Origin of the sequence: Streptomyces sp. WAC07094, assembly GCF_036320405.1 — a bacterium.
Taxonomy (GTDB): domain Bacteria; phylum Actinomycetota; class Actinomycetes; order Streptomycetales; family Streptomycetaceae; genus Streptomyces; species Streptomyces lannensis.
This window is the reverse complement of the sequence record NZ_JAVMJZ010000001.1, coordinates 286,036-299,128: the sequence shown is the minus strand read 5'-3', so window position 1 is coordinate 299,128 and position 13,093 is coordinate 286,036. Positions and strand designations below refer to the sequence as shown.

The following is a 13,093-nucleotide window of genomic DNA, read 5'->3' as shown; positions in this document are numbered from 1 at the left end:
CCCCCGCACTGCTGCCGATCAATGCCGTCACCATCGCGACGGCCCCTGCCGCGACTGCTCTGGTCCTTCCGCCGATCAGGCCTGACCACACGTGGCACCGCCTCCTGAACGTTGTTGTCGTTCTGCGGAACGAACGATCGGGAGCGTATGGCGCTGCTGGTCGGGTGTCAACGATGCACGCAATGACGCGAGTTGCCTGGAAACTGGCCCTCGGGTGTCCTGACCGACGTCGAGTCGGACGTTCTGTATACCGAACTCCTTCATCAATGTCCGAGAGCGGGCCGGTCGGTGAGGCGGTGTTGTGTCTCCCACGCCGACCGCGGCACATGCGGCCGCAGTCCTCCCCGCCGGCCGTGAACCGAACAGCGCCACGAGCGGATGCCGCGTTGTCACGTGAAGCGTGAACCGCCGCTGCGCACAGTGGGCGTCCTCATGGCGCATATGTGCCATGACCAATGGCGACACCATTCCGGTATGGCTGACCGGAAAGCGAACGCCGCATGATCGCCCGGTACTGCCCACGCAAACACGGCGGTGAATTCACATTGCCTCACATATCCTCTCGTAGAGGACGGCTGACGGCGCTCGGCATCACAGCGGCCATGCTGTCCCTTTCGGTCACGACATCCGCAGGCGCGCAGCCCGTACGGCAGACGGGAAGCACGGCGGCGGCCGGTGTGCCTGCCGCGCCCGCGGCCGCGCAGCCCCGTACCGTCACGCTGATCACCGGCGACAAGGTCACGGTCACGCCTGCCGGAGACGCGGGCACCATGACGGTGAGCGGTCCGCACGGTGAGCCCGTCGCCGCGCACACCGACAAGGTCGGCAAGGACCTGTACGTGTACCCCGAGTCGGCCGCGCCGTACGTCTCCGCCGGTCTCCTCGACAAGGAGCTGTTCAACGTCACGGGGCTGGTGGCCGACGGTTACGACGACGCCCGGGTGAACCACCTGCCGCTCATCGTGACCTACACCCACGACGCCACCGCCCGCGCACAGGCCGCACCGCGCGGCGCGAACCGGGTGCGCACCCTTTCCAGCATCAACGGAGCGGCTCTCACCGAGGACCACGACAAGGCGGCCGAATTCTGGTCGGCCGTCACCGCCAAGGTGAGCGCATCCGCGGTGTCCCGCAGCAGCGCACTCCTCGCCTCGCCCGCCCCCAGACCCACTCTGGCCGGCGATATCTCCAAGATCTGGCTGGACGGCAGGGCCAAGGCCACGCTCGCCGATTCGACCGCCCAGATCGGTGCGCCCGAGGTGTGGCGCGAGGGCAACACAGGCAAGGGCGTGGACGTCGCCGTACTCGACACCGGCGTCGACGACGGACACCCCGATCTGGTGGGCCAGGTCGCGGAGGCGACCAGCTTCGTACCGGACCAGCCCCCCGGTGGAGGCGACGGTCCTCAGGGCCAGGCGACCGCCGATACGGACGCCGTGGACCACCACGGGCACGGCACCCATGTGGCCTCCACCATCGCCGGGACCGGCGCGGCCTCCGGTGGCAAGGAGAAGGGCGTCGCCCCCGGCGTCCGGCTGCACGTCGGCAAGGTCCTCAACGACTCCGGCGAAGGACAGGATTCCTGGATCCTGGCCGGTATGGAGTGGGCCGCCCGGGACGCCCACGCCAAGGTCATCAGCATGAGCCTCGGCGGGAGCCCGTCCGACGGGTCCGACCCGCTCAGCCAGGCCGTCAACCAACTCAGTGCAGAGACAGGCGCGTTGTTCACCATCGCCGCCGGCAACTCGGGTCCGGACTCGAAGACGGTTGCCGCGCCCGGCGCCGCGGATGCGGCACTGACCGTCGGTGCCGTGGACGGCGACGACAGGCTGGCCGACTTCTCGAGCCGCGGCCCGCGTTGGTCGGACAGTGCGGTCAAGCCGGAGATCACTGCTCCCGGCGTCGACATTCTCGCCGCCCGCTCGCGGTACGCCGGCGGCACCGGCGACTACACTACGATGAGCGGCACCTCGATGGCCACTCCGCATGTCGCGGGAGCCGCCGCGCTGCTGGCCGCGGAGCACCCCGACTGGACCGGCCGGCAGATCAAGGACGCCCTGGTCAGCACATCGAAGCCGACCCCCACCTACACCGCCTTCCAGGCCGGTGCCGGCCGCGTGGACATCGCGGCAGCCACCAAGTCCACCCTGTACGCCACCGGTACGGTCTCCCTGGGTGAGCACCCCTGGCCCGCCGATCCCGGCGCGACGGTCGACAAGACGGTGACATACACCAACATCGGCGACTCCGCGGTGACGTTGGACCTCGCGGTCTCCGCCCCCAAGGCCCCTGCCGGGCTGTTCACCCTGTCGAAGGACAAGGTCACCGTCCCGGCACATGGCACCAGCACGGTCACCGTGACGGCCGACGTCGACAAGGCCGCCCGAGGGACGACCTACGACGCGCGCATCGATGCGACGGCGGCGGGCGTCCCTCTCGCTCACACCGCCGTGGGTTTCGTCACCGCCAACCAGACCTTCAAGGTGACGATCGTGTCCAAGGACCGGTCGGGCGGCATCTACACGGGCCCGGGCACGCTCATGGGGGCGTCCGACGAAACCTCCGACCCCTTCGTGAACAACTGGAACATCAACTTCGACATCGATTCGCCCGGCGTTCTGACGCTCGAACTTCCCGCCGGGACCTGGTCGCTGGGTCAGTGGATGCAGGTCGAGGGCAGTCATGGTCCGCAGTCCCGCGGACACGCGCTGGCCATGGTGCCGCAGTTCGACCTGAACCGTGACACCACCATCGTGCTCAGTGCGGCCAAGGCCCGGCAGATGAAGCTGCTGACCCCTCGGGAGTCCAGGAGCAGCGCTCTGCGAGTCGACTACACACGGGCCTTCCCCGGCGCGGGCAACCAGGTGATGTCCTTCCTCGTGCCGCGCACCGAGGACACCCTCTGGGCGGTGCCCACGGCGAAGGTGACCAAGGGGACCTTCGACGTGCGCACCCGGTGGCGCAATGAGCAGCCCGCGCTGAAGATCTCCATGGGCGGTACCTCGTTCGACGACCTGCTGGTGCGGCGTGGGACGAAGCCCCTCTCCAAGGGCTCGCACCGGCTGAGGCCCGTGTACGTGGGCCAGGGCGCCGCGGCGGACTACACGGGCCGGGACGTCCGCGGCAAGGCCGCTGTGGTCGACCGCAACGACACGGTGGGGCTGTCCGAGCAGGCGGCCACCGCGGCGTCGGCCGGCGCCGCACTGCTGCTCGTCGTGAACGACGGCCCCGGCCTTGTGGAACCGCTGGCCTTCGACAGCATCGCGCCGATGAACATCGCGACACTGGACCAGGAGGAAGGCCGCCGCCTGATCTCGCAGGCAGCCAAGTCCGGCACGGCACTGGAGGTGTACTCCAACCCGACCACCGAGTACCTGTACGACGTGGTACGCAACTACCGCAACCAGATCCCGACGGATCTCACCTACCGTCCGAACACCGGTGATCTCGCCCGGGTCGACATGTCCTTCCGCAACTACCGTCCGGCCCAGGCGACGGACTTCCGCTACGACGTGTATCCGGAGTCCGACTGGTGGGCCATCGGCTGGCCGGAGATCCCGGGACAGGGCCAGGGCGACCGCACCGACTATGTGTCCCCCGGCGTGCAGTACCGGGAGAGCGCGACGGTCACAGGTGAGACCCGGGTCATCGCCGCGGACAAGCACTACGGCACCGGGAGCCGCACGGCGGAGAACTGGTTCTCCCCGATCCAGCGGCCGCGCATCTCGTACGACGGCACGTCGCTGTCCCGCCAGGACGACGCCCTCTTCGCGTTCGTCGCCGGGTGGGGAGACGCGGGCGCCGACCGCGAGGGATACGGCACCGCCCCGGGTGTCCAGGCGAAGACATCGATCTACCAGGGCGACACCCTGCTCGCCCAGTCGTCCGACTACTACACCTATACGGCGGGGCTGAAGCCCGAGGCGCTTCCGTACCGCATCGTCTCGGAGTTCTCCCGCGGCACCTGGGCGAGCCCCTATTCCACCCGCACCCGTACGGTCTGGGACTTCACGTCCGCGGCCGGCGGGCGTTACCAGAACCTGCCGCTGCCCCTGGTCCAGCTCGACTACAACGTCACGACCGACTTCTCGGGCAAGGCCGGCCGCGACGCGGAGTTCACCATCAAGCCCGCCAAGCCGTCCGGTGAATGGCCGAAGGCTTACGCGGACCTGCCCCCCGCCGCCTTCCACAACGGGACCCTGGAGCTGTCCTACGACGACGGCGTCACCTGGCACAAGGCACATCTGACCCGGACGCCCGACGGCCGTGGCTGGCGTACGGAGCTGAACGCCCCCAAGGGTGCCCGCTTCGTCACCGTCCGGGCCGGCGCCGCCGACTCCGACGGCAACGCCGTGGAGCAGACCATCGTCCGTGCCTTCGGACTGAGGTGACCTCGGCGCGCCATCGCTGAGAGAGGAACGCAACCACCGGGGGCGGGACCAGCTAAGGGTCCCGCTCCCGGAGTTCGAGGCAGTGCTGCAGCGGGGGTGCGGATTGTGCGCCACCGGCGCGGTGTCGGCCCGCGGGCTCAGGTGAGGGCGGTGACCAGCAGGGTGAAGGCGGCGATGATGACGGCGACGCGGACGTAGTGGAAGCGGTCCCAGCGATTCATCTGCTCCTTCCAGTCCACGGGCAGATTCTCAGTGGTCCACGTCTTGGTCCGGTTGTTGATCGGGACGAGCAGCAGGAGCGACATGATCACGCTCAAGATCAGCAGCGCGGCGGCGATGACGACGAGACCGGCGCCGTGGTGATGCCGTCCGGCGATGGCCCAGACCGCGCTCAGGACGAGCGAGCCGATGTACCAGAACGGCATCAAGGCGCCGAGCATCCGGGCTCCGTGGGTGCGTCCGCGGAGGCCGTTGTCGCCGGGGAGTCCGTTGAGGATCGGGTTGATGACGAAGGCGACGGAGAACTCCACCCCCACCATCAGGCCGACGATCACGGTGGTGAAGATCTCGAGTGCGTTGAGCATGATGACCCCTCCTGGAATCTAGCACTGCTAGATGACAAGGCAACGCTAGTACTGCTGCCGCTCGATTGTCTAGCGGTGCTAGGATCGAATCATGTCGGTACAGGAACGCAAGGAGCGCGAACGGGCGGGCCGCGAGCGCCTCATCGTGGCGACGGCCCGTGAACTCGCCGAGCAGCAGGGCTGGGACGCGGTCACCACCCGCCGGCTGGCCGAGCGCATCGAGTACAGCCAACCCGTCCTCTACAGCCACTTTCGTGGCAAGCGGGAGATCATCGGCGCCGTCGCCCTGCAGGGCGCCGCCGAGATGGCCACGGCGGTGCGGGCCGCGACCTCCGCCGCGGACGGTCCGCGCGCCCGGGTCACCGCCCTCGCCCGTGCCTACCTCGACTACGCCGAGAGCAACCCGGCGGTCTACGACGCGATGTTCCAGCTCGACGGCGGCCTGGCGTTCGCGAACGAGGACACCCCGGAGCCTTTGAAGGACGCCTTCGCCGCCCTGCTGGAGAGCCTCGGCGAGGTCGCCGGGGACGGCGTCCACCCGGCGCTGTTCACCGAGGTGTTCTGGGCGGCCCTGCACGGGCTGGCGACCCTGACCCGGGCGGGACGGCTGCCACCGGAGGACGCCGAGCGGAGGGTGGAACTGCTGGTGGACCGGCTCGCCATGCTCTGACGCAACGCCCGGCGAGCACACAGCCGGGGTCCTCGGGCGCGGCTGCCCGGCTGTGGCATCGGGTTTCTCGGGCGTGGTGCCCGCCCATGGCACCGCTTGCGGTCACTCACGCCCACACGGCTCAGCCGTGCATCGCCGGGCCGCGCACCCTCGACGGGGCGGGCGTCCCGTCAGGGGCGCGCGGCTCAATGATCACGACCCGATACGCGCCCTGGTACGCGACCGCGCGCAGGCGTTGCTCGGCCCACTCCGTTGCGGGTCGCCACGCGTGTGAGCGCAGAGCGTCGGACCGGCACTTCACCGCTCGGCCGCTTCCGCGGGCGACATGCCCGCGAGGTCGACCGAGCGCGGCGGACCGAGCGCGGTGGACCTCTGCCCCGCAGTCCTCCGGCTCAGACCGAGGCGGGGGAGAGTTCGGGGTGGATGGTGCGTGCGTTGTGCTGGTCGGCCCAGTTCTGCAGCGCGCTCATACAGGCGTGGTCGAGGTGCAGCAGACCGGTGAGGTTGAGCTCGGTGGGCCGATGCGCGGGAAGCTGCTCCAGGGTCTCCAGGATGCGGGGCAGCCGCAGGAAGGTCGCATGGCCGAGGATCCGTACCCGTACCGGTCCGGTTCCGGCGTCATCGACCTCGATCTGAACGCGCGAAGTCTCCCAGGCGGTCTTCACCACCGACAGCAGCAATCCGATCAGCACGCCCTCGAACATGTTCGTGAGAAGGATCGCTCCCGCGGTGACCACCAGCACCACGGCCTCGCCCCGGTGATCGCGCCACAGGGGGCCGAGTTCCTTGTGGGGCAGCAGTTTGAGGCCCGCGTGAATGAGGACCCCGGCAAGAGCGGCAGTCGGAATCAGGTCCAGAAGGTGGGGCAGCAGTGCGGCGAACATCAGCAGCCAGACCCCGTGCAGGACGCGCGACAGCTTCGTCCTGGCTCCCGCCTGCACATTGGCGGCGCTGCGGACGATCACCGCGGTCATGGGCAGTGCACCGAGCAGACCGCACACGGTGTTGCCCGCGCCCTGTGCCATCAACTCCTTGTCGTAGTCGGTCTTGGGGCCGTCGTGCATCCTGTCGACGGCTGCCGCGCTGAAAAGGGATTCCGCGGAGGCGATGAGAGTGAAGGCGACGATGGTCGTCAGCATGGCCACCTCTGCCAACTTCTCGAATGCGTCGAGACCGGGCGGCTGGATGGAGGCCATCAGCCCGTTCACCTCGATGCGGGCGACGGGCAGATCGAAAGCGAAGGCGGCGAGCATCGCCGCACCCACCGCGACGAGCGGGCCGGGCAGCATCTGCGTTTTCGGCGGAAGCTTCTTCCACAGCATCATGATCGTGACCGTTCCGGCACCGACACCGACGGCGGTCAACGCGGGGCCGGAACCGACGACGTCGGCGACCAGGTCCGGCAGCCCCGCGATGTTCGACGTACCGCTGCCGGGGGCCTTGCGGTCGGCGAGCGCGTAGAGCTGTCCCGCGATCAGCACCAGCCCGATGCCGGCCAGCATGCCGTGGACGACGGACAGCGAGATGGCACGGAACAGGCGTCCCAGACGCAGGGCGCCGAGGGCCAATTGAAGGAGTCCGGCGGCGAGGACGATGACGCCGAGTGCGGACAGCCCGAAGTCCCGTACGGCGGTGAACACGAGCACGGTCAGTCCGGCGGCCGGGCCGCTGACCTGGAGGCTGCTGCCGGGGAGCAGCCCGGTGACCAGGCCACCGACGATGCCGGTGATCAGGCCGAGTTCGGCCGGTGCTCCCGAGGCGACGGCGACGCCCACGCACAGCGGCAGGGCGACGAGGAAGACGATGAGGGAGGAGGAGAGGTCGGTCCGCAGTGCGGTCGCGAAGCTGGAGATGCGTGGAGTCATGGCGTTCTTTCTGCGGGGGGAAGGAACGTCGCGGGCGGCGCCGGAACGGGCGGTGCCGCGTGGGCGGTGCCGCGCGGGCCGTGGCCGCTCGGGCCGCGGGGACACGAAGGTAGGAGCGCGCGGGGTGGCGGCAAGTACCTTGCGGGTGTAGGCCGTGCGGTACCGGGCCTGCGGCCTCGGAAGGGCCGGATCCGGACGCCGGGCGATGAACGGGAAGGCTGCTCGGGTGGTCGAGCCGGGTCAGGGCGTGCTGTAGGGAAGCGGTGTCCGGGCCGGGCGGTCCGGGTGGTTGCGATGCGATTGCGGATGCGGACCTCGGCACCACGTTCGAGGCGGTACGGGTGTCGCAAGGATCACGGGGTACGGCCGCATGCCGCCGGCCGGGGTTCCGGAGCGTTCACGCGTGAACGTCGGCAGGCTCACCCGTAACGGCGCGCGGGCGCAGTGATCGCTGCTCTCAGCAGCGCAGGACGACCGAGCCGGGAGCGGACGCGATGTTCCCGGAACCCGACGTCCCTCGCCATGTGGCCGTGGAAGCAGTGCCGGGTGCGGCGCGGACGGCGTCGACGGCGGGGGCAGCGTGCGGCGGAGCCCCGAGTTGCTGCCGTCCGTACGCGGAGGCGGAGCGGGACTGCACGCCTCCGCTGTGCTGGTGGTGCCGCTCGGCGTCGGGGCCGGCGACGGCTGTCGAAGGTGTCGCCTGACAGCGTGGATCGCTTGCGGAGACGGCCTGTTGACGGCAACCGTCCGGCTCGAGCACGGTCAGGTGCGACGCACAGGTGCTGAACGTCGTGTGGAGGAGAGCCAGGAGGGCGAGCAGCGCAAGGGCGTACAGGCCGCGACGTCTCGCGGGCCGCACTGCGCTGTGGGTGTGCCGCATCCGCATCTCCTGGTGTGTGTTCTCCGCCAGGAAACTCTGGACGGCGGCCACCGGCGACCGGAACGCAGCCAACTGCCATCAGATTCACTCGATGCGGCGATCAACAGCGTCCATGGGGTGACGCGCAGGCGTCTGCCGTTCAGGCTGCGGAATGCGGCCGCCCCGTGGCGGAGCCGAGTGACCTCCTTGAACGCACGTGGCCCTTCCGCTCCGGGGTGGAGTGGAAGGGCCACGTGGCGTCTCAGCCCGCCGTCACAGGCCGCACTTCCTGTTTCGGCGGCTGAGGCGCATCGCGCAGAAGGCCATCCGGAACCTCGGCGCGTGTGGTTCAACCCGAACGGCAACTGCTCTGGTCGAAACCGGATAAATCGAGCATCCACGCTTTCGAGGCAAATTGGAATTATCGGGTACCTCACGCTGGTGTGACCACTGTGGTCACACCAGCGTGAGGGACGTCTTTGGCAGGTCAGGCGGTCGAGGAGCGGTGGGATTGCTCCCGTCGACTTCGCTCATGTGCGATCACGTGGTGCGTCGCCTGATCGCCGCGCCGAGGTTGTCGAGTTCCGCGGTGCGATGGGCGCGGTGCTGCTGCGTCCAGGTTTCGTCGTGGAGAGGATCGACCGTCATGGTCAGCCTTGTGCGGTCGCCCGCCGGTTCGATGTCGATGGTTGTCAGGTGCTCATAGGGCTCATGCCCGGGCACGAAGTCGATCAGTGTCAGAAAGGCGAGGCGACTCGGGTGGACGACCTCGCTGAACGTCTTGCGCAACTCGCTCGAGAGAGGCATGCCGGCGTTGCGCAGAAACGCGATCTGTTCGGGCGCGGTCGCGGTCATGGTGTACCTGAGTCGACCGCCGGGTTTGAGCTCGAGCGCGCTCACCCGCGTTCGGAATCCGTCCGTGGTCCACCACTCCTCGAGACCGGCGGCGGTCGTGCAGAGCTCCCACAGCAGCTCTGACGGTGCGTCGTACGTGCGCTCGAGACGTGCGGCGTTCGGACAGAGGGTCGGTTCGGTGGTCATGGGTTCTCCTGGGTCGTTCGAGTCCGTCGGTCCGACAACGACGCCCTCTGAGGGGGCTGAACTCAGTTCCAGCGGCTGATCTCGCCGGCGGGGTACACGGCTAACGTGTCGCTCTCGGCACCTGTCTTGAGGCTGGTGAGGTAGGCGCCCCCGTTGGTGCTGCGTCCGCTCATGAACTCGTCTGGCTGTCGCCAGTTGGCGTGGGTGAGCAGAAGTGTCGTGCTGTTGTGGTCGCTGGGGCGGAGGGTGAAGGTGATCAGAGCGTCGGTCCAGGTGCCGGGGCCGTCGGTCACCCGCCACACCACCTGGTCGTGGTCGTGGTCGTGGGGGACGGGGAACGGGCGTTCGTCATGCGTTCCTCCTACGTCCTCGCCGCTTCTTCATCAGCGGCTCTGCAGCAGTGACGAACGGCCGAGTCCCGGACGGACACCACGCTGAAAATAGATTGCTCGGCGTCCGCTGTCCGTCCACGGCGATGCCGTTCGTCTGATACTTGACGAGGCACCGACCGGTGACAGGAGGACTCATGCAGTACGCGTTCTTGGCCTACACCCCGCCGGAGGAAACGGACCGGGCAACGCGCCCGATCCCAGGTGCCCTTGCCGACCTGTTCGATCAGCCGGACGTCACCGGCTGGGCACGGCTCCACGCCCACGAGTCGGCCACCACCCTGCGCAATGACGAGGGACGGATGCTGCTGACCGACGGTCCGTTCGTCGACAGCAAGGAGTACCTCGCCGGCCTGATCCTGATCGAGGCCGACAACCTGGACCGGGCACTCGCCATCGCCGAGGGAATGCTCCAGGAGACGAGGCCCGGTACCGCGATCGAGGTGCGGCCCGTCCTCGCCGGACACTTCCGTGGCGCTTGACGCCGTCTTCCGTGACCAGTGGGGCCGCGTGCTGGCCACCCTGGTCGGGGTCCTCGGTGACATCGAACTGGCCGAGGAAGCCGTCGCCGAAGCCTTCGCCGTCGCCGCCGAACGCTGGCCCCACGACGGGGAACCGGCCAACCCCACCGGCTGGCTGGTCACGACCGCTCGTCACCGTGCCGTCGATCAGCTGCGCCGTCGGCAGGTCCTGGCCGCCAAGACGAAGTTGCTCGCCCGCGACATCGAGACCGGGCCACAGCCACCGGAGCCGTTCATGGACGACACCGTCTCCATCCCGGACGAGCGACTGGAACTGGTCTTCACCTGCTGCCATCCGGCCCTCGCCCTCGAGGCGCAGGTGGCGCTCACCCTGCGCACTCTCGGCGGCCTGTCCACCGATGAGATCGCGCTCGCGTTCCTCGTTCCGTTCGAAACCATGAGCAAGCGACTGACCAGGGCGAAGCACAAGATCCGTGATGCGGGCATCCCCTTCACCGTGCCGCCCGATCACCAGCTGCCCGACCGACTGGCGGCGGTCCTCTCCGTGGTGTACTTGATCTTCAACCAGGGCTGGGGCGGCGGCCGTGTCGACCTCGCCGCGGAAGCGATCCACCTCGGTCGGCCGCTTGCCGACCTGATGCCGGACGAACCCGAAGTACTCGCGCTGCTGGCGCTGATGCTGCTGCACGACGCACGCAAGGCCGCCCGTCTGCGCGACGGGGAACTCGTTCCCCTCGACGACCAGGACCGCAGCCTGTGGGACACACGGCAGATCGACGAGGGGCGCGCGCTGCTGAGACGGGCCATGACCCAGAGGCGCACCGGGCCCTACCTGCTCCAGGCGGCCATTGCGGATCAGCATCTGTACCAGCCCCGCGACTGGCGCCAGATCGCCGCCCTGTACGAAAGGCTTGCCCGACGGACCCGCTCCGCGATCGTCGAGATGAACCGGGCCATCGCTGTGGCAGAGATCGACGGGCCGGAAGCCGGCTTGACCGTCCTCGACCGCCTCGACCTCGACCACTACCGGTATTTCCACTCGACCCGCGCCGAGTTGCTGCGCCGTGCCGGCCGCGATGGTGAGGCCCACCGTGCCTACCGCCGGGCACTGGATCTCGCGCAGACCGAGCCGGAACAGCGCTACCTCGCCGAACGGCTGGCCGAGACGGCACGCTACGACCGCACAGAGCACGACACCACAGGTCCATGACGGGCGCCGTCATCGACCGGTATGGAAACCCCGCTGCTCGACCGGACGCGCCTCGCTGCGGCTGAGCCGTTCAGTCGGCGATTGAGCGGCCCGGGACGCGGGATGAGCGGATGCTGACGACCACGACCCGTGCCGGCCGTAGCGTGCCCCTTGTTAGATGCTTAGCCAAGATGCTAAATACAAGGGATGGCAGAAGCTCAGGACGAGGCGGGAGCCTTCCGCGCCCTCGCCGATCCGACGAGGCGCCAGATTCTCGAGGACCTCAGAGGCGGCGAGCTCTCGGCCGGCGAGATCGCGGCCAGGTTCGCAATCAGTGCGCCTTCCATCTCACGACATCTCGGCGTGCTCAAGGGGGCGGGGCTCGTCACTGAGCGACGGGAAGGCAACCGGATCTTCTACGCGTTGGCCGAGGAACGCCTGGCCAACTCCATCGGTCGGTTTCTCAGCGCCGTCTGCCCCGAGCAGATCGTGCTCCGACACACCAAATGGCGCCCCACGGCGCAGAACGAGGGATCATGAGACAGCCGCGACTGTCCAGCGTCGTCGAACGCAGGCTTCTGGTGAACTACCGAGTCGCCCCGGACGTCGCGGCACGCCTGCTCCCCGGGCCACTGCGCCCGCACCTGGTGCACGGCTACGCGGTCGCGGGCATCTGCCTGCTGCGCCTGGGACATGTACGGCCCACGTGGGTCCCCAAGGCCCTCGGACTGCGGAGTGAGAACGCGGCACACCGGATCGCCGTCGAATGGGACGGACCGGCCGGTGTCGAGACCGGTGTCTACATCCCACGGCGTGACACGGCCTCATGGTTCAACACCTGGGCCGGAGGCCGCCTCTTCCCCGGTGAGCATGGCCGTGCCGACTTCGAAGTCCACGAGACGCCCGGTCGGATGCGCGTCGCCCTGGCGGCACGGGATGGCGACACCCGGGTGGATGTCACCGTCGAACTGTCCGACGAACTGCGAGGCAGCGAGCTGTTCGCCGATCTTGCCGAGGCTTCGTGTTTCTTCCGGGGCGGGGCAAAGGGATTCTCGGCCACCGGCTCCGGCCGCCACCTCGATGGAATGGAACTGCGGACCAGCGCCTGGCACGTGGAAGCCGGCCGGGTTCGCTCCGCTGCGTCGTCCTTCTTCGACGACCCGGACCGCTTCCCGACGGGGAGCGCGACCCTGGACTGCGCTCTGGTCATGCGTGGCGTCCCCGTCAGCTGGCGGCCACTCCCGGCCATGGTCTCAAGATTCGCCGACTGACGCGCCTTCGTCTGCACCGAGTCGATCGCGCGGCGACCACTCCGACTCCCCTCGGATGCCCAGTTGGTCCGGCATCGGGCGGTGGAGCTTGCCCCACGGCTGGGCCCGGCTCCAGGTGGTGAACCGCCGGCGGGTGTTCGACCCCGGGTGCGGCGGGCATGGCCGGGCATCGTGCCGTGGGACGGGGGCTGTGGATCGGTGGTGCCGTGCAGGCGGTCGTCACCGCTGTCGCGAAGCCCGACTCGCCCTGTGTTGCGGTTGCCGATTTCCGCCCTGCTGCGTCCCGCCTCGCTCGCCGCCGTCCCCACGGCCCCGCGAATCCGGTGAGGATGGAATCGGGGTGTCGAGATAC

11 protein-coding genes and 1 pseudogene are annotated in these 13,093 nt (G+C 68.9%); 6 read left to right on the top strand and 6 right to left on the bottom strand.

What is annotated here, in order from left to right; genetic code table 11:
- The first annotated feature begins 602 nt into the window (after positions 1-602).
- Positions 603-4,391: a S8 family serine peptidase gene (locus tag RCR19_RS01420; RefSeq protein WP_331263336.1), complete on the top strand. Its 3,789-nt coding sequence runs from the start codon at positions 603-605 to the stop codon at positions 4,389-4,391.
- Positions 4,392-4,528: 137 nt separating this feature from the next.
- Here the strand turns inward: RCR19_RS01420 and RCR19_RS01415 are convergent, their stop codons facing one another.
- Positions 4,529-4,975 (bottom strand): DUF1772 domain-containing protein, encoded by a 447-nt coding sequence (locus RCR19_RS01415; protein WP_331263335.1) that lies wholly within the window; start codon positions 4,973-4,975, stop codon positions 4,529-4,531.
- Positions 4,976-5,066: 91 nt separating this feature from the next.
- On the opposite strand from RCR19_RS01415, the gene RCR19_RS01410 reads away from it, so the two are divergent.
- On the top strand, positions 5,067-5,645 hold the full coding sequence (locus RCR19_RS01410; RefSeq protein ID WP_331263334.1) for a TetR/AcrR family transcriptional regulator: 579 nt from the start codon (positions 5,067-5,069) through the stop codon (positions 5,643-5,645).
- A gap of 392 nt (positions 5,646-6,037) precedes the next feature.
- On the opposite strand, the gene RCR19_RS01405 is transcribed toward RCR19_RS01410, so the two are convergent.
- The 4 genes from RCR19_RS01405 to RCR19_RS01390 form a co-directional block, all read right to left on the bottom strand.
- Positions 6,038-7,510 (bottom strand): SulP family inorganic anion transporter, encoded by a 1,473-nt coding sequence (locus RCR19_RS01405; RefSeq protein ID WP_331263333.1) that lies wholly within the window; start codon positions 7,508-7,510, stop codon positions 6,038-6,040.
- A gap of 457 nt (positions 7,511-7,967) precedes the next feature.
- The gene (locus RCR19_RS01400; RefSeq protein WP_331263332.1) at positions 7,968-8,390 is read right to left on the bottom strand and encodes a hypothetical protein; all 423 of its coding nucleotides are present in this window, start codon (positions 8,388-8,390) and stop codon (positions 7,968-7,970) included.
- A 519-nt stretch (positions 8,391-8,909) separates the two neighbouring features.
- Entirely contained in the window at positions 8,910-9,410 is a 501-nt protein-coding gene (locus RCR19_RS01395; protein ID WP_331263331.1) for an SRPBCC domain-containing protein, read from the bottom strand.
- 62 nt (positions 9,411-9,472) lie between these two features.
- On the bottom strand, positions 9,473-9,703 hold the full coding sequence (locus RCR19_RS01390) for a hypothetical protein (RefSeq protein WP_331263330.1): 231 nt from the start codon (positions 9,701-9,703) through the stop codon (positions 9,473-9,475).
- Between the two features lie 233 nt (positions 9,704-9,936).
- On the opposite strand from RCR19_RS01390, the gene RCR19_RS01385 reads away from it, so the two are divergent.
- The 4 genes from RCR19_RS01385 (at position 9,937) to RCR19_RS01370 (ending at position 12,741) form a co-directional block, all read left to right on the top strand.
- Entirely contained in the window at positions 9,937-10,281 is a 345-nt protein-coding gene (locus RCR19_RS01385; RefSeq protein WP_331263329.1) for a YciI family protein, read from the top strand.
- Positions 10,271-11,491, top strand: a complete 1,221-nt coding sequence (locus RCR19_RS01380; RefSeq protein ID WP_331263328.1) for a DUF6596 domain-containing protein — start codon at positions 10,271-10,273, stop codon at positions 11,489-11,491. Before RCR19_RS01385 ends, RCR19_RS01380 begins: the two co-directional genes overlap by 11 nt.
- 186 nt (positions 11,492-11,677) lie before the next feature.
- Positions 11,678-12,010 (top strand): metalloregulator ArsR/SmtB family transcription factor, encoded by a 333-nt coding sequence (locus RCR19_RS01375; protein WP_331263327.1) that lies wholly within the window; start codon positions 11,678-11,680, stop codon positions 12,008-12,010.
- On the top strand, positions 12,007-12,741 hold the full coding sequence (locus tag RCR19_RS01370) for a DUF2071 domain-containing protein (protein WP_331263326.1): 735 nt from the start codon (positions 12,007-12,009) through the stop codon (positions 12,739-12,741). Before RCR19_RS01375 ends, RCR19_RS01370 begins: the two co-directional genes overlap by 4 nt.
- A gap of 2 nt (positions 12,742-12,743) precedes the next feature.
- On the opposite strand, the pseudogene RCR19_RS01365 reads toward RCR19_RS01370, so the two are convergent.
- Positions 12,744-12,870, bottom strand: a pseudogene (locus RCR19_RS01365) (IS5/IS1182 family transposase); the annotation flags it as partial.
- Positions 12,871-13,093: the final 223 nt, after the last annotated feature.

Bases quoted from the DNA above. Each gene is read 5' to 3' on its own strand.
- RCR19_RS01400 (WP_331263332.1), bottom strand. From the start codon at position 8,390: ATGCGGCACACCCACAGCGCAGTGCGGCCCGCGAGACGTCGCGGCCTG.
- RCR19_RS01385 (WP_331263329.1), top strand. From the start codon at position 9,937: ATGCAGTACGCGTTCTTGGCCTACACCCCGCCGGAGGAAACGGACCGG.
- RCR19_RS01405 (WP_331263333.1), bottom strand. From the start codon at position 7,510: ATGACTCCACGCATCTCCAGCTTCGCGACCGCACTGCGGACCGACCTC.
- RCR19_RS01420 (WP_331263336.1), top strand. From the start codon at position 603: ATGCTGTCCCTTTCGGTCACGACATCCGCAGGCGCGCAGCCCGTACGG.
- RCR19_RS01415 (WP_331263335.1), bottom strand. From the start codon at position 4,975: ATGCTCAACGCACTCGAGATCTTCACCACCGTGATCGTCGGCCTGATG.
- RCR19_RS01375 (WP_331263327.1), top strand. From the start codon at position 11,678: ATGGCAGAAGCTCAGGACGAGGCGGGAGCCTTCCGCGCCCTCGCCGAT.
- RCR19_RS01395 (WP_331263331.1), bottom strand. From the start codon at position 9,410: ATGACCACCGAACCGACCCTCTGTCCGAACGCCGCACGTCTCGAGCGC.
- RCR19_RS01370 (WP_331263326.1), top strand. From the start codon at position 12,007: ATGAGACAGCCGCGACTGTCCAGCGTCGTCGAACGCAGGCTTCTGGTG.
- RCR19_RS01410 (WP_331263334.1), top strand. From the start codon at position 5,067: ATGTCGGTACAGGAACGCAAGGAGCGCGAACGGGCGGGCCGCGAGCGC.